The sequence below is a fragment of the uncultured Campylobacter sp. genome (genome assembly GCF_937997595.1).
GTDB lineage: Bacteria > Campylobacterota > Campylobacteria > Campylobacterales > Campylobacteraceae > Campylobacter_B.
This window is the reverse complement of sequence record NZ_CALKTS010000032.1, coordinates 1-16,060: the sequence shown is the minus strand read 5'-3', so window position 1 is coordinate 16,060 and position 16,060 is coordinate 1. Positions and strand designations below refer to the sequence as shown.

The following is a 16,060-nucleotide window of genomic DNA, read 5'->3' as shown; positions in this document are numbered from 1 at the left end:
AGGCGGCGCGTCGCCATACCGCCGGGCACAAAAACCGCATCAAAGCCGCCTAGATCCGTCGTGATCTCTCCCGTATCGATCGTAAGGCCGCCGCTATCCGAAACCTGCCGCTCGCGCGAGCAAAACCTCATCTCAAGCTGCGGGCGGACGGCTTTGAGCCTTAACATACAATCGTAAAATCCCACGAAATCGAGGTGCGTCTGTCCGCTAAACATCACAAGCGCTAGATTTTTCATGATCCATCCTTTAAATTTATCGCTCGCCTATGAGCTTTCGGCGCGGCGGCGCTGCAATTCTCGGGTCGGCGCTGCAAGTCGTAAAATGCGCGGCGGCTAAATTTTATACCGCAGGCCGCTAAAAAACCCGCTCAAACGAATTTTAAATTTTACCCGCATTAGAACTCGCAGAATTTTTACCGCCCGCGAATAAAATTTTAAAAGCGGTTAAAATTTTGCGCGTTTTTTATTCCGCTTTATTCAGACTTGCAAAAGCCCGCAAGCCCGCATAGTGCAGCCTTTTTGAAACATTCTCAAATTCTAAATTCCAAACTCCCTCGTCGTATTTCCATTCAAACGGCGTTTTGTAATTCGTCCAAATTTCATACGCGCGTTCGTTTAGCCGCTCAATCAACGCAGAAATCCCTAAATCGCCGCCCGCTATCTCCATCATCAAATGCCAGTTATCCAAATCGGCGGGGTCATCGGTGTGGATGGATTTTTCGCGCGGCAGATAATACACAAAATCGCCCGTATCAAAGGGAAATAAAGTATGACACAGCGCAATGCCGTAAATTTTTTGAGCAAATACTGTCGGAAGCTGCTCGTCCGAATAGCCAAAAGTAGAAACATACAAAAAGCTGCGTAAAATGCTTGCTAAATTTCTACAGACCGGCGCAAAGGCGTATCTACATACCTGCTGCGTTAAGGCGCCGTTTCGAATAAAACTTATGGTGCTATCGATCTCTTTTCTTCTTGCTTGCACGTATTTTATCTTTTTAAACCGCCAAGCTTGCATCAGTTCTAAAGAATTGTCGATAGCTCGCAGATACTTATCTCTTTTTTCATCCGCCGTGCCGCTTAGCTCCGCGATCCTCGCAGCAGCCTGCCTCCAAAACGGAATCAGGGTTTTTACCCATCCCAAGTAGCTTAGATAAAGCGCGTCCGGCTCCTCCTTTTCAAAAGCCGCTCTCATCTGCGTAAGTTTTATCATCGCAGCCCTTTTTGTATCTAAATTTATCCCGCGCGCTACTCTTCGCCTTGCATCTTCTCGCCTGCCATGCAGCTTTGGAATATAAATTTATGCTCCTGCGGCAGCGCATGATAAATTTTACCGGCAAGCTCGCGGATCTCCCAAAGCGCCGCCTTGCTAGAGCGCAGAGCGAGGAAGTTTTGTAAACTGCGTGCGTTTATGCTCCAGCTAAGCTCGCTCTTGTAGCACTCGGGCAGGCAGTATTTGGCGATATCGAGGCTGATTGGGGTTTGTAAGATTACGCGCAGATTTTCAAGCGCCGCGATACTTGCGTTATCGACCGCTTCGTTGCCCGTAAGCACTATGTATCGCGCGGCGTTTTCGAAATCACCCTGTATGAAGCCGTCCTCGCCGCGCAATTCTTTGAGAGTGTAGCGAGTGGATTTTACGCTAAGGCTTGCGAGGCGGTGGCGCGCCAACTCCTGAAGCAGCGCGCGCGAAATACCGCTGATGTAGAAGTTGTAGTAGAGGTGCTCCAGCGTGCTTGAGTGCTTGAGCTGGTTGCCGACGCGGTCTATTAGCGCTAGGTCTTTGGCGCCACCGCAATCGCCACGCTCAAAGCTCTGCCAGCAGGTGCGGATCGCGTTTGAGCAGACCCAAAGCGGAGTGAAATTTAGAAGTTTGACTTGCATGATTATCCTTTGAAATTTTAAGCGCATTTTAACGCTATCGCACTTTTAAACCGATAAAATTTCGCAAAACGACGCTTTTAATAAACGAAGCTTGCGCCTAGCTTTGCGAGCAGAAGCGACCCATTTTATCTTTTTTCGCTACCGCCGCGAGAGATTAAAATTTCATCTAGCTCGTAGCGCGTGTGCGGATATTTGCTAGGCCCACCACGCCCCAAAGCCACGACGATTGCAGGACGAAATTTCGTCTCTAAAGCGCAAAATTTTTCCAAAGCCGCGGCGTCAAAGCCGGTCATTATACACGAGCGCACGTCAAAGCCCTCGGCAATATTAGCGATATTTGCCGCTAAGATATAAAGCTGCTTGGTCGCGTAGTTCATCAGCGCTTCGTCGTCTAAGTCCGCAAATTTCGCGCGGAAATAATTCATCGCAGCTTCATATTTTTGCGGAGTGTTTGCGCGACGGCGAACGGTGCGCTCTAAATACTCCTCGCCCACGCGCAGATCGTTACGCGCGATTAAAATCACGGCGTGCGAGCACTCGGCTACTTGTGGCTGGCTGTTGCAGGCTACAGAAAGCTCTTTTAGCTCACAAGGATCCGAGATTATCATCATCCTCCACGGCTCCAATCCGCATGAGCTGGAACTTAAGCGCGCAAGATCAAGTATCTCGCGCACGAGCTCGCTATTTAGTTTATAGCTGCAAAATTTACGGCAACTGTGGCGAAAGAGCATCACTTCTTTTATCGATTTCATTTTATCTCCTTTAAAATTCGCGGCATTATAGCGGGTTTGCCTAAATTCCACTCGGCTAGCTTGGCGAGTTAAGCTAGATTTTGCTAATATTGCCCTTTCAAATTCCGCTACAAGGCATAATATGAACGATAAATTTAGCAAAATCGGCTTCATTCTCGCAGTCGCAGGCAGCGCCGTAGGGCTCGGTAATGCGTGGAAATTCCCCACTTTAGTAGGCACCAACGGCGGCAGCGCATTTATCTTGCTATATCTTTTGCTGACGCTTTTGGTTAGCTTCGTGATTTTTTTAGCCGAGATCGTCATCGGCAGGCTAAGCGAAAGTGATCCGGTGCGCGCATTTGAAAAACTCGCGCCCTCATACAAAGGCGCATGGAAATACGCAGGATTTTTTATGATTAGTGCGCTTTTGATCTATGCTTTTTACAGCGTCGTAATGGGCTGGATCCTAAAATACGTGGTCTCAAGCGCTTTTTATCTGCCAAAAAGTATAGATGAAAGCGGCGCAGCGTTTAAAGCGCTTTTAGGTAGCGACTTTTTAAGCGTGGCGGTGTGCTTTACCATAGCGTCGGCGTTTTGCTTTTTCATCGTATCTAAAGGTGTTAAAAGCGGCATCGAGCGGCTTAATGTCTGGATGATGCCCGCGCTATTTATTTTGCTGGTTTTGATGCTAATTTACGCCGCGAGTTTCGATGGATTCGGACGTAGCGCGAAATTCCTACTGGTGCCAGATTTTTCCAAGCTTAATAAGGATAGTGTTCTTTCAGCGCTAGGACTTGCATTTTTTACGCTTTCGCTTGGCGTTACTACGATTATGACCTATGCTGCAAGCCTGCCTGCGCGCACTAATATCCTAACCTCAAGCATAAATATCGTCTGCATTAATGTCCTAATCGGCGTGATGATGGGGCTTATCGTCTTTACTTTCATCTTTGAATTCGGCGGAGATCCCAAAGCGCAAGGCCCAGGGCTAGTGTTTGTCTCGCTGGTGGTACTTTTTTCAAAGCTCGGTGCGATCGGAAACATCCTAGCCTTTTTATTTTTCACCTCGCTATTATTTGCGGCGATTACTTCTGCAATTTCGATGCTGGAGCCTGCGATTTATTATCTCGTAAACTCCCGCAAGCTAAGCCGCAAGCGCGCTTCGCTTTTAGTTTTTGCCGTGACGTATGTTTTAGGGATATGCTGCATTTTGGGTTATTACGGGGGCACGAGCGAGTATTTTAGCCTAGGTGGCAAGAGCTTTTTTGACGTGCTTGATTACCTAACCTCGAATATCTTAATGCCTCTTAGCGGCATAATCGTGGCGATTTTCGTAGGATTCGTGATCAAAAAACGAGCCGTCGAAATTCTACTGCGCCCATATATGGGACGAATGGGCTTTAAGCTGTGGTATTTCGTGCTATTGCGCTTCGTGGCGCCAGTCGCGATCGTAGTGATCGCGCTCAATCAGCTAAAAATTTTAAATTTTTAAAATTTGTAAAGCAGGTGGATAACATGGATTTAAAATTTGGCGCTGAAGCAGTCTAAAAGCGACGGACAAAATTTCATAGCGAACTCACGGCGATGCGTGAGCGGCTATGGCGGCTTACAAAAATCGCGCTTGGAATTTTATGTCTAGATAGGAGCATGCGGCGACCGTAATCAGCCTTCGGCGCGACCACGCTAATCCGCGCGGCAACCTTGCGCAAGACCGCGGCAAAGACGCCGTAGCGTAGCCGCGCCTGATCACGCTGCGGAATTTTAAAATTCCGCGGCTTTAAAATTTAAAAAATCGGAGCGAAAATGAACGATAAATTTAGCAAAATCGGCTTCATACTTGCCGTCGCAGGCGGCGCGGTAGGGCTTGGCAACGCATGGAAATTCCCCACCCTCGTGGGTCAAAACGGCGGCAGCGCCTTCGTGCTTTTATACCTCGCGCTCACGCTGGGCGTGGGCTTTAGCATATTCCTAGCCGAGATGGCACTAGGCAGGCTAAGCGGGCGGGATCTACCGAGCGCGTACGAGACGCTGGCACCGCGCGGCGGACGCAAATGGCGCGCGGGAGGCATTTTCATCGCGGGCGGCATGCTGGTGCTGTCCTTTTACCTCGTCATCCTCGGCTGGGTGATCCGCTACATATTTTTGGGCTTTTCTCCGCTGCCCGCAACCGCCGAGGAAGCGGGCGCCGTCTTTGACGATCTCATCTCGCATTCGCTAGCCACGAGCCTCGGCTTTTACGCGCTTGCGCTCGTGCTGACGCTATCTGTCGTCGCGCGCGGCATCAAAAGCGGTATCGAGCGACTAAACGTCGTGATGATGCCGCTTCTTTTCGTGCTGCTGCTTGCGATGCTTGCGTATGCGTGCACGATGCAGGGCTTCGGCGCGGCGGCGAAATTTCTTTTCTACCCAGACTTCGGTAAAATCACCGTTAGCTCCGTCTTATCCGCGCTCGGGCTCGCGCTCTTTACCCTATGCGTGGGCGTCGGCTGTATCGCAGCATACGCGGCGTCGCTTAGCGAGGGGGTGCGGCTGGTGCGAAGCTCGGTAAACATCGTATTTATCAACATCGCGATCGGACTGATGATGGGGCTCATCGTCTTTACCTTCATCTTCGAATTCCGCGCCGATCCCGCGCAGGGTGCGGGGCTTGTGTTCGTCTCGCTCACTACGATGTTTGCAAAAATGGGGCTAGCGGGACAAGTGCTTGAAGTCGCGTTTTTCGTCTCGCTCTTTTTTGCGGGGATCACGAGCGCGGTTTCGATGATCGAGCCCTTCGTCTTCTATCTCATCGGCAGATTTAAAATTTCGCGCCTGCGCGCAGTCTGCATCTCGGGGTGCGTCATAGCGGTGCTAGGCGCATGCTCGCTGCTATCGATGCACGCGGATTATGCGAGCAAGTTTAAGCTTTTCGGCGCGAGCTTTTTTGACTGCTTGGACTTCGTAAGCTCAAACGTTATGTTGCCCCTAGGCGCACTAACCTCGGCGATCTTCGTGGGCTTTGTTATGGATGCACAGCGCCTGCGCGGGCTTTTCGGCGCCGATATGGGCGAGCTGGGATTTAAAATTTGGTACTTTTCGCTGCGCTTCGTAGCGCCCGTCGCGATCGTGATCATAATGGCAAATCTGCTGTTTTTCGGCGGGAAGTAGGAAGCGATTCTGCTAAATTTAGGCGGCACGGGTTTAAATTTAACCCCTCTTTGAGCGAGTTTAAATTTAAAAAGGTCGCTTAACATCGCAGCCCGTTAGGCTTGTATTTTAACTAGCGTTTTGCTAAAGGAGTAAATTTTCAAAGCTCTTAAATTTCTAGCCAAAGTCCTAATCGCCGCGCTCGGCGTTTGTGTGATCGTCGGTGCGCTTAATTACAGCGGGTTTAGCTTCGGCGATCTAAAATGGCTTAGCAAAGATGAGATAGTGCAAAATTTCGTACAGGACGAATTGGAAAATTATTATTATGAAGGGAAGTCCAAATACAATAAACTTTACACCATAGATACCAACTTAACATTTCACGAAGCTATTTCTAAAATCAACGAAATCTTTGAAAATCATTCAAATGACAAGGACTTTAATTTAATACATGATTTAAATTCTTCACTCCCTTTTAGAGATATTACAGACGAAATGGTATCGGATGAAAAAATCCCATGGACTTTTTCAGATTTTATCTACCACCATACTGTCAATAATGTCGATGCGGGAGATAATTACACGTATAGACCATTTGAAGGCAATAGAAAAATAGACTATGAAAAAGAAAAAGGTAAAGTGATTATTCTAGATCAGCATTATTCATCAAATATTTATTTATCAGATACTTTCACCATAAAAGAATGCCGTAAAGAAACATCGTTTATTGATAGAATACTGGGCGAAAGCCAATTTTGTATGAAATTTATAGCGATAAAACGTATCCCCAATGAGTATGAGCCGAGCAAGCGGTATCGTGACGATCCAAATTTTATATTCAATAGCACGAAACGGAATTTTGATATATTTTTAAAAAATATAAATTCCGAGGAAAGCTGCCTTGGTATTATTGATTGTTATGAGACTAGATTAGATAACCATGGAAACAGATATATAGGATTTATGAAGCTTTTTGAGCTTATGAAATGATATGATGTTGGCAGTATTATATTAATTTGAAGTAACGATATCAAGCGCCCTAGCTCCGTGCGTAGCAAAACATAAAATTCCTCGTAAAATTTTACGCTTGACATCTTACGAATAGATTTTACCGAAGTAAAATTTTATCGGACGGCGCCGCACCTCGTGCTTCGAGCGCAAAACGTTTAGCAAATATCGCGATAAATTTAAACTTATAATAGTGGAGTTTGAAAAAAAGACGCGCCGCTTGGAAAAAGCGCATACAAAGCTACGTGGCGGTATTTGCGGCAAGCGGCGCGAGCTCCGCCGCTAAATTTAGAGCGAAATTTTAAATAAGGCTAAATTTAATAAAATTTAGCCGTTCATTATCGATAGCAACTCGGTGTTGTCTTTGGTTTTTAGCATCTTGGCGTATAAAAATTTTAGCGCCTCGACGTCGTCCATCGTCGAGATAGCCGAGCGCAACGCCCAGATTTTTTGCAGATTTTCGCTGCCTTGCAAAAGCTCCTCTTTGCGCGTGCCGGACTTGGTGATATTGATCGCGGGGTAAATTCTGCGGTCCGATATGTTGCGATCGAGGATGATCTCGCTGTTGCCCGTGCCTTTGAACTCCTCGAAGATCACGTCGTCCATTCGCGAGCCGGTCTCGATGAGCGCGGTAGCTACGATGGTAAGCGAGCCGCCGTTTTCGATATTTCGCGCCGCACCGAAGAAGCGCTTCGGCTTGTGCAGGGCGTTTGCGTCCACGCCGCCGCTTAGGACTTTGCCGCTGCTAGGCGTGACAGTGTTATAGGCGCGCGCAAGGCGGGTGATACTATCAAGCAGGATGACGACGTCCTTGCCATTTTCGACGGCGCGTTTTGCCTTTTCGATGACGAGCTCGGCGACGCGAACGTGGTTGAATGCGGGCTGATCGAAGGTCGAGCTAAATACCTCGCCGCGCACGCTGCGCTCCATATCGGTCACCTCCTCCGGGCGCTCGTCGACTAGCAATACCAAAAGCTCGACCTCGGGGTGGTTGCGCGTAATGCCGTTGGCAAGCTCTTTCATAAGCTCCGTTTTACCGCTACGCGGAGGCGCCGTGATGAGCCCGCGCTGTCCCTTGCCGATCGGGGTGAAAAGATCGAGCACGCGACCGGTAAGGCGCATCGGATCGTATTCGAGCTTGAGCTTTTCGGTCGGGAAAAGCGGCGTGAGATTGTCAAATAGCGGGCGCTCTCTAGCCTCTTGGATCGATTTGTAATTGATCGCCTCGATCTTTAAGAGCGCGTAGTACTTCTCCTGATCCTTCGGCTCGCGCACCTGGCCGGTAACGATGTCGCCGACGCGCAGGGCGAATTTGCGGATCTGACTTAGACTCACGTAGGCGTCGTTGGCGCTGTCGCTTAAATTTGAATCTATACCGCGCAAAAAGCCGTAACCCTCGGCGGTAACCTCCAAAATCCCCGTAAAAAGTATGAAGCCGCCCTGCTTCGTCTGCATGCGTAAAATTTCAAAAACGAGCGCTTGGCGGCGGAATTCGCGCGGGTTCTCGACGCCTAGCTCGTCTGCTATAGCGATGAGATTTTCAAGATCCATCGAGCGGAGCTCCTCGATCTGGTAGCCCTCGACGGGAACGTGCGTTTTAGCGTAAGTTTTTCTACCGTTTTGATTAGAATTTGAAACGGCGGTCTGAGCGGAATTTTGATTTGTATTTTCCATTTGTCCTCTTAGAGTGTGAAGTTATTAAATTTGGTTTTAAAAAAGTCGTGAAATTTAAAATTTAGTTCTCTTTGTAAGCACCGAACCTTAAAATTTTTTGTTGTCTTCTGCTAATGAGCTCGTCTATGCTAAGATCGTCTAGCTTGTGCAGCTCGGTTAAGACGTAGTTTCCAAGCGCTTTTATCGCGCCGTCTTTATCTCTGTGGGCGCCCGTTTTAGGCTCTTTGATCACGTCGTCGATCAAGCCCAGCTCTTTTAGCTCCTCGGCGGTGATCTTTAGCGCCTTCGTAGCGGCCTCGCTCTTGCTCGGATCGTTCCACAAAATCGCGGCACAGCCCTCGGGAGAGATAACCGAAAAGATTGAGTTTTGAAGCATCGCCAAACGATCGGCCACGCCGATCGCTAAAGCTCCGCCGCTGCCGCCCTCGCCGATAACGACGGCGATCGTAGGGGTTTTAAGATCGCTGAGTTCATATAAATTTCGCGCGATAGCCTCGCTCTGACCGCGCTCCTCGGCGCCAAGTCCCGGATATGCGCCCGGAGTATCGATCAAAAATAAAATCGGAATGTTAAATTTCTCGGCAAGTTTCGCTACACGCAACGCCTTGCGATAACCCTCAGGATGCGGCATGCCGAAATTTCGCTTCAGCTTATTTTTGGTGCCGCGACCCTTCTGCTCGGCAATCACGGCAATTTTACGGTTGCCCATAATACCCAGATAACACACGATCGACGGATCGTCTCTAAAGGCGCGGTCGCCGTGAAGCTCCCTAGCGTCTTGCAAAAGCGCGCGAATATAATCAATCGCGTAAGGGCGATCTGGGTGGCGCGCAAGCTGAAGCCTTTGATATTCGTTTAAATTTTTATAAACTTTGGAAATTTCTTTTTCGAGGTTCTTATTTAAAATTTCGACCGCATCCTCATCGCCGCGAATTTTAGCGGCGGTGATGTCCTCGTCGATCTGCTTTATAGACTTTTCGAAGTCCAGATAGCTAGCCATTAATCTACTCTTTTGAAAATAAGCGATGCGTTCGTGCCGCCGAATCCAAAATTATTGCTCATGACGCAATCGAGTTTGGCTTTTCTAGCGACGTTTGGCACGTAATCCAAATCGCAATCGGGATCTTTTGAAATTTGATTTATCGTAGGCGGTATGATGCCGTTTTGCATCGCTAAAAGGCTGATCGCAGCCTCTACCGCTCCGGCAGCGCCCAGGCAGTGTCCTAGCTGACCCTTGGTGGAGCTGACCGCAGGCACCTTCCCCTCGCCGAAAAGCTCTTTTAACGCCGCGGTTTCGTTTTTATCGTTTATCGCGGTGGACGTTCCGTGAGCGTTGATATAATCAATCTTTGGGCGTCCCGCCATCTCGTAGGCTTTTTTCATAGCGCGTATCGGGCCGTCTAGGCTAGGCGAAGTGATATGATAAGCATCGCCGCTAGCGCCGAATCCTACGAGCTCGCCGTAAATTTTAGCGCCGCGCGCTTTTGCGTCTTCTAGCTCTTCTAAAACCAAAGCCGCCGCACCTTCGCCCATAACAAAGCCGTTTCGCTCTGCATCAAACGGACGCGAAGCGTGCGCGGGATCGTCATTTCTAGCGCAAAGCGCCTTCATTGCGGCAAATCCGCCGATACCTACGGGACAAACCGCAGCCTCGGCTCCCACTGCAAGCATCTTTTTCGCTTCGCCGATCATGATAACTCTCGCAGCGTCCATAATCGCATGTGCGGAAGCCGCACAAGCCGTAACGCTGGATAAATTCGGACCTTTTAATTTATAATATATAGAAACAAAGCCGCCGAGCATATTTACTAAAGCAGAGGGGATAAAAAACGGAGAAATTCGCCTAGGGCCGCGCTGCAAGCAGGTATTGGCGTTTATCTCGATATTCGGTAAACCGCCTATACCGCTAGCGGAGCTAACGCCGAATTCGTCGCTATCGAAACCGCTAAATTTAGCGTCATCCATAGCTTCACCCGCGGCTTTAAGTCCCAGCTGGATAAATCTATCCATCTTTTTTATCTCTTTTCCATCCTCGATTATGCTCGAAGGATCGAAACCTTTTACTTCAGCTGCAATTTGAACCGGAAATTCGCTAGCGTCAAAGAGCGAAATTTTATCAACCCCGGTTTTTCCGTTACAGATATTTTCAAAACTGCTCTGTTTGTCAAGCCCGAGAGAGGTTATCATCCCGATGCCCGTTACTACGACTCGTTTCAAAACCGCTTCCTTAAAATTTTATTTCTTAGGCAAATTTTCTATATAATCTACTACGTCTTTAATGCTTACTAATTTTTCGGACTCGCTATCAGGGATCTCGATACCGAATTTCTCCTCTAAAGCCATTACTAGCTCAACTACGTCAAGAGAGTCCGCGCCCAAATCTTCGATAATTTTAGAGTCAAGTTTAACCTGATCCGGGCTAACGCTGAGTTGTTCTACAACTACGTCTCTTACATCTTCAAATACTGCCATTTTAGCACTCCTTTAAAAAAATACCGCGTAATTCTATAATATTTAACCTTAAATTCCGCTATTTAACGCTACATATAGAGCCCGCCGTTGATTTTAAGCGACTCTCCGGTAATGTAGCCCGCACCGTCGCTAAGCAAAAACGCAACTCCTTCGGCGACGTCGCTCGTGCTTCCGAGGCGCTTAAGCGGGATGCTCGCTTCGTAGCTTGCTTTTACGTCGTCGCTTAGCGCGTCCGTCATATCCGTAGCGATGAAGCCCGGAGTTATGCAATTAAAGCGGATTCCGCGCGCTGCGCCCTCTTTTGCAAAGCTCTTGCTCATCGCGATCATTCCGCCCTTGCTCGCGCTGTAATTGGCCTGCCCGGCGTTGCCCATTTCGCCGACGATCGAGGCGATATTTACGACCGCACCGAAGCGCTTTTTGCTCATTAGCTTTAAAGCTTCACGGCAGCCGATAAAGGCGCTGCTTAAATTTGCTTCGATCACGCCCATGAAGTCTTCCAGCTTCATCCTAAGCGCGAGCTTGTCGTTCGTGATGCCCGCGTTATTTACCAGATAGCTTAGCTCGCTGTCGCTTTGCGCGATCAGGGCAATCGCCTCGCTAAATTCCGCCTCGTTCGTCGCGTCAAATTTTATCACGGCGCCCTCTCCGCCGTTTGCGCGGATCTCCTCTAGCAGCGCGTCGGCAGGCTCTGGTGCAGAGCGATAATTGATCCACACCTTAAGCCCGTAAGATGCCAAAGTCCTTGCGATCTGCGCGCCGATACCGCGGCTCGCACCGGTAATTAAAACGTTCTTTCCACTAAATTTCATACTTGTCCTTTTATTAAAATTTTAATATCTAGCGTAAATTTATCCAAATTTACCTAAATTTTAGCAGTTTAAATCTGCTCGCGAGCTGCGCCGTTTAAATTTTAAAATAGCGCCTCATCCATCTCCGCAGGCTTTGGCAGTCCCATTAGCTTTAGCACGGTCGCTGCGACGTTGCTAAGCCCGAGGCCGCTTTTTAGCTCGCGCACGCCGCGTCCCAGCACGAAGCAAAATACGTCAAAGGTCGTGTGGTTGGTTAAAATTTCGCCGTCCGCGTCTCGCATCGCCTCACAGTTGCCGTGATCGCTGATCTGGACATAGGCGTAATCGTGCGCCTTCGCCGCGTTTAAAATTTTACCGATACACTCATCCACCGCTTCGACCGCCTTTACCGCGGCGTCGTAATTGCCCGTATGGCCGACCATATCGCCGTTTGCGAAATTTACGACGATGAAATCGATCCCCGCTTCGATACCGCGGATCACCGCGTCGCACACCGCTGGCGCGCTCATCTGCGGCTGCTCGTCGTAGGTTTTTACTTTCGGGCTTGGTATCAGCACGCGAGTTTCGTTCGGCAGCGGCTCCTCGACGCCGCCGTTAAAGAAAAACGTCACGTGGGCGTATTTTTCGGTCTCGGCGGTGTGAAGCTGCGTAAGACCGGCTTCCGCGATCACTTCGCAAAGCGTGTTTTTAAGCACAGGCTTCTCAAATAGCAGAGGAAATTTAAAGCTCGCGTCGTATTCGCTCATCGTGATTAAATTTTGCACGACGAATTTTCGCTCAAATTCGCCGAAGCCCTCATCACCCAAAGCCGCGCAAAGCTCCCTGGCGCGATCGTTTCTAAAATTTATAAAAATCACTCCGTCATCCGCGCCGATACCGCCAAAGCCGTTAAAGCTCGCAGGCTCGATAAACTCGTCGCTCACGCCGCGCTCGTAGCTTTGCAGCACGTACTCGCTAGGCGAAATTTCAAGCGGCGCCGCTTCACCCAAAAGCACGTCGTAAGCGCGCTTTACGCGGTCAAAGCGCTTGTCGCGATCCATCGCGTAAAAGCGCCCGCAAACGCTGCCGACTTTAAATTTAGCCTGTAGGTGCTTTAAAAATTCCGCTCCGCTACTCGGTGAAACGTCGCGCCCGTCGGTGATAGCGTGCGCCCATGTCTCGCAACCCGCTTTCTGCGCTATCTCGCAGATCGCGTCGAAATGGCGCAGGTGCGAATGCACGCCGCCGTCGCTGTAAAGCCCTATGACGTGCAGCCTGCGGCACTTTGAAAGTAGGCTTTGTAGCGCTTCGTTTTTCTCAAGCGAGCCTTCATCGATCGCGCGATCGATTTTGACTAGGTTTTGATACAGAATTCTACCGCTTCCGATCGTCATATGCCCTACTTCGCTGTTTCCCATCTGTCCTTGCGGCAAGCCCACGGCAAGCCCGGAGGTGCGCAGCAGCGTATTGGGCACGTTTTTAAAAAGATAATCATAGGCGGGCTTTTTTGCGTTCGCAAACGCGTTAAATTTATCGCTCGCGTTAAAGCCGATGCCGTCGGTAATGAGTAAAATCGTCTTTTGCCCCATTTTGGCTCCTAAATTTCGTCTAAATTTCGCCGCACAGGTCTTTTGAAACGGATCTGCGGCGCTGTTTTTACGAGCGGCATTATACTTTCTTTTGGCAAATGCGGCAAAATTTCATCCGCCCTAAAAGCTAAATTTTACCTCTTTTATACTAAAATGCGCGTTTTCGTATTAAAATTTCATAAAATTTAAAAGGCAAACTTTGTTTTATTATCTTTACCATCTTACGAATATAAATTTTTTCCAATACATCACCGCGCGCGCAGGCCTTGCGTTTTTTATCGCTTTTTGTTTTTCGGTCTGGGCTATGCCGCGGTTTATCCGCTGGGCGCAAGCTAGACACGCCGCGCAGCCCATTTACGAGCTCGCGCCGCAAAACCATCAGAAAAAGAGCAAAACCCCCACGATGGGCGGGCTCGTTTTCGTTACCGCCGCGGTGCTCGCAAGCCTGCTGTGCGCCAAGCTAAACAACGTCTTCGTGCTATGCGGGCTGCTTTGTTTGGTGGGCTTTGGATACATAGGCTTCAAGGACGACATCTCTAAAATTTTAGGCCGCCAAAACCACGCAGGCCTTAGCGCGCGGGCTAAATTTGCGCTGCAAAATTTCTTGGCGTTTCTGATCGGAGCTACGCTTTATGCTTTTAGCGATCTGGACGGGGAATTTTTCGTGCCGTTTTTCAAATACCCTCTGCTAAATTTATGGATTTTCGCGCCGCTGTTTTGGACGATCGTAATAAGCGCTAGCTCAAACGCGGTAAATTTAACCGACGGGCTAGACGGGCTAGCAACCATTCCGTCGGTATTTTCGCTCTGCAGCTTGGGCGTGTTCGCCTATCTCTGCGGGCATGCGATCTACTCGCAGTATCTCTTGCTACCGCGCGTCGCGGGCGCGGGCGAGGTCTGCATCATCGTCTCGGCGCTCATCGGCGCGCTGCTTGGGTTTTTGTGGTTTAACTGCTACCCCGCCGAAGTATTTATGGGCGATAGCGGCAGCCTCAGCGTAGGCGCATTTTTAGGATACTGCGCGGTCATCACGAAAAATGAAATTTTGCTCATAATGATCGGCTTCGTCTTCGTCATCGAGACACTCAGCGTGATCTTGCAGGTGGGCAGCTTTAAAATTTTTAAACGCAGAATTTTCCTGATGGCGCCGATACACCACCATTTCGAGCTTAAAGGCTGGGTCGAAAACAAAATCATCATCCGCTTTTGGATCATCGCGCTGATCGCAAATATCATAGCGCTGACGTCGCTGAAACTGAGATAAAATGCGAGCGCAAATTGAACCCGACTTCGAAACGGCGCGCGGAATATACGACGAAATTTTAAAGCAAATTTTAGCCTACACGGCTTACTGCGACGATAACGGCGATCCTGACGGCGCAAAATACCGCGAGCTAGAGGCGACGCTACACGAAATCACGGGCAAAGATATGAGCAAATTTGATCTTTGGAAGTGGTGGGAAGCGGACGGCGCGGAAAATTTGGCTTTCGATATCGCACTGCCGGAGCCGCAATTAGTGCCGGATATCACAAAGGACGAACTGCGCGAGATCGTGGAGCGGATGAGCACTTTTGAGCCGTGCGAGACGGGAGATGCTTTTTTAGACGCTTTTTACTACCGTCCTAATTTTGCCGCAGACGGCGGATATTTTACCGAGTTTTTAAAGTTAAATTTTAAGGATACTTACGATCCGAGGCTTTTTGAAAGATGCGAGAGAAGCGGCGAAATTGCCGAGCTTAGCACCGACGAGATAACTCAAATTTTATGGGGCAAAAGGGGAGAAAAATGAAAAAATCGCTATTTGGCTACGGACTTACGACCAGAGCGATCGCCGAGCACTGCCGCGACGAAGGCTGCTGGGAGATCTACGACGATAAATTTAAAATTTCTTCGGGCGCGCCGAAGCTGGACGAGTTCGGCAACGCGCTTTTAAACCCGAGCGAGTTTAATCCCGCCGCAAGCGAGCTTGAAATCCCTAGCCCTGGCTTCCCGCCGCATCACGAACTGGTGCGAAAGGCACGGAATTTAATCAGTGAATATGATTATTTTGACGATTATAAAGGCCTTAAAATTTGGATCAGCGGCACGAACGGCAAGACCACGACGACAAAGATGATGCAGTATCTGCTCGAGCGATACGGCTCGCAAATGGGCGGCAACGTGGGCGTTCCGCTTGCAAAACTTGATAAAAGCGCTAAAATTTGGGTGCTGGAGACGAGCTCGTTTACGCTGCACTACACCAAACATGCGCGCCCCGACATCTACGTGCTGCTTGCGATCACGCCCGATCATCTCAGCTGGCACGGCGATTTTGCGGAGTATGAGCGCGCCAAACTCTCGCCGCTGCTAGCGATGCGCGAAGGCTCCGTAGCGCTGATCCCGCGCGCCTACGAAAGTTCCGCCGCCGCGCAAAACAGCCTAGCTCGCGTGATCTGCTACGAAAACGAAGCGGATCTGGCGCAAAAATTCGGCATCGATTTAGGCGAGATAAAATTCCGCACTCCGTTTTTGATAGACGCGCTTTTGGCGCTGTGTGTGGAAAAAATTTTATTCGACAGATGCGACGCCATGCGACTAAACGACTTCGTGATCGAAGGCAATAAGCTAGAGGAGTTTACCGACGCGCGCGGCAGGGTCTGGGTCAATGACACGAAGGCGACCAACATCGATGCGTGCGCGCAGGCGCTGAAGCGATACGCGGGGCGCAAAATACATCTGATCCTCGGCGGCGACGATAAAGGCGTGGATCTGCACCCGCTTTTTGCGGAGTTTAAAAAATACGATCTGC

Annotated in this window: 16 protein-coding genes; 6 read left to right on the top strand and 10 right to left on the bottom strand. The window is 49.4% G+C overall.

The features are described 5' to 3' along the window. The 4 genes from Q0614_RS01255 to Q0614_RS01240 all read right to left on the bottom strand — a co-directional run. The coding region (locus Q0614_RS01255; protein ID WP_298785930.1) for a hypothetical protein at positions 1-236 on the bottom strand (236 nt) is incomplete at its 3' end. 226 nt (positions 237-462) lie between these two features. Further along, positions 463-1,209: a hypothetical protein gene (locus Q0614_RS01250; protein ID WP_298785928.1), complete on the bottom strand. Its 747-nt coding sequence runs from the start codon at positions 1,207-1,209 to the stop codon at positions 463-465. Positions 1,210-1,244: 35 nt separating this feature from the next. Next, the gene (thyX, locus tag Q0614_RS01245; protein WP_298785926.1) at positions 1,245-1,880 is read right to left on the bottom strand and encodes an FAD-dependent thymidylate synthase; all 636 of its coding nucleotides are present in this window, start codon (positions 1,878-1,880) and stop codon (positions 1,245-1,247) included. A 125-nt stretch (positions 1,881-2,005) separates the two neighbouring features. Next, positions 2,006-2,632: a nitroreductase family protein gene (locus tag Q0614_RS01240; RefSeq protein ID WP_298785924.1), complete on the bottom strand. Its 627-nt coding sequence runs from the start codon at positions 2,630-2,632 to the stop codon at positions 2,006-2,008. A 121-nt stretch (positions 2,633-2,753) separates the two neighbouring features. Between Q0614_RS01240 and Q0614_RS01235 the strand changes: the two genes are divergently transcribed. From Q0614_RS01235 to Q0614_RS01225, 3 genes are all read left to right on the top strand, one after another. Continuing rightward, the gene (locus Q0614_RS01235) at positions 2,754-4,103 is read left to right on the top strand and encodes a sodium-dependent transporter (protein WP_298054023.1); all 1,350 of its coding nucleotides are present in this window, start codon (positions 2,754-2,756) and stop codon (positions 4,101-4,103) included. A 311-nt stretch (positions 4,104-4,414) separates the two neighbouring features. After that, entirely contained in the window at positions 4,415-5,758 is a 1,344-nt protein-coding gene (locus tag Q0614_RS01230) for a sodium-dependent transporter (protein WP_298785923.1), read from the top strand. Positions 5,759-5,950: 192 nt separating this feature from the next. Beyond that, positions 5,951-6,727, top strand: a complete 777-nt coding sequence (locus Q0614_RS01225; RefSeq protein WP_297949905.1) for a hypothetical protein — start codon at positions 5,951-5,953, stop codon at positions 6,725-6,727. A 345-nt stretch (positions 6,728-7,072) separates the two neighbouring features. On the opposite strand, the gene rho is transcribed toward Q0614_RS01225, so the two are convergent. The 6 genes from rho to gpmI all read right to left on the bottom strand — a co-directional run bounded on the left by rho (position 7,073) and on the right by gpmI (position 13,271). Then, positions 7,073-8,419: a transcription termination factor Rho gene (gene rho / locus Q0614_RS01220; RefSeq protein WP_005873347.1), complete on the bottom strand. Its 1,347-nt coding sequence runs from the start codon at positions 8,417-8,419 to the stop codon at positions 7,073-7,075. Positions 8,420-8,480: 61 nt separating this feature from the next. Further along, on the bottom strand, positions 8,481-9,419 hold the full coding sequence (accA, locus tag Q0614_RS01215; protein ID WP_298785921.1) for an acetyl-CoA carboxylase carboxyl transferase subunit alpha: 939 nt from the start codon (positions 9,417-9,419) through the stop codon (positions 8,481-8,483). Beyond that, positions 9,419-10,636 carry a beta-ketoacyl-ACP synthase II gene (locus Q0614_RS01210; RefSeq protein WP_297901608.1) on the bottom strand — a complete coding sequence of 406 codons (1,218 nt, stop codon included), beginning with the start codon at positions 10,634-10,636 and terminating at the stop codon, positions 9,419-9,421. The genes accA and Q0614_RS01210 overlap by 1 nt, the downstream gene beginning before the upstream one ends. Before the next feature lie 18 nt (positions 10,637-10,654). Then, positions 10,655-10,891, bottom strand: a complete 237-nt coding sequence (gene acpP, locus Q0614_RS01205; RefSeq protein ID WP_005873350.1) for an acyl carrier protein — start codon at positions 10,889-10,891, stop codon at positions 10,655-10,657. Positions 10,892-10,959: 68 nt separating this feature from the next. Next, positions 10,960-11,703, bottom strand: a complete 744-nt coding sequence (gene fabG, locus Q0614_RS01200; protein WP_298785919.1) for a 3-oxoacyl-ACP reductase FabG — start codon at positions 11,701-11,703, stop codon at positions 10,960-10,962. 101 nt (positions 11,704-11,804) lie between these two features. Continuing rightward, the gene (gene gpmI / locus Q0614_RS01195; RefSeq protein WP_298785917.1) at positions 11,805-13,271 is read right to left on the bottom strand and encodes a 2,3-bisphosphoglycerate-independent phosphoglycerate mutase; all 1,467 of its coding nucleotides are present in this window, start codon (positions 13,269-13,271) and stop codon (positions 11,805-11,807) included. A gap of 199 nt (positions 13,272-13,470) precedes the next feature. Here gpmI and mraY point away from each other — a divergent pair, with 199 nt between their 5' ends. From mraY to murD, 3 genes are all read left to right on the top strand, one after another. After that, positions 13,471-14,535 carry a phospho-N-acetylmuramoyl-pentapeptide-transferase gene (gene mraY / locus Q0614_RS01190; protein ID WP_298785915.1) on the top strand — a complete coding sequence of 355 codons (1,065 nt, stop codon included), beginning with the start codon at positions 13,471-13,473 and terminating at the stop codon, positions 14,533-14,535. Between the two features lies 1 nt (position 14,536). After that, positions 14,537-15,061: a hypothetical protein gene (locus tag Q0614_RS01185; protein ID WP_298785913.1), complete on the top strand. Its 525-nt coding sequence runs from the start codon at positions 14,537-14,539 to the stop codon at positions 15,059-15,061. Continuing rightward, positions 15,058-16,060, top strand: a 1,003-nt coding sequence (murD, locus tag Q0614_RS01180; RefSeq protein ID WP_298785911.1) for a UDP-N-acetylmuramoyl-L-alanine--D-glutamate ligase, incomplete at its 3' end; no start/stop codon positions are given. The genes Q0614_RS01185 and murD, both read left to right, overlap by 4 nt.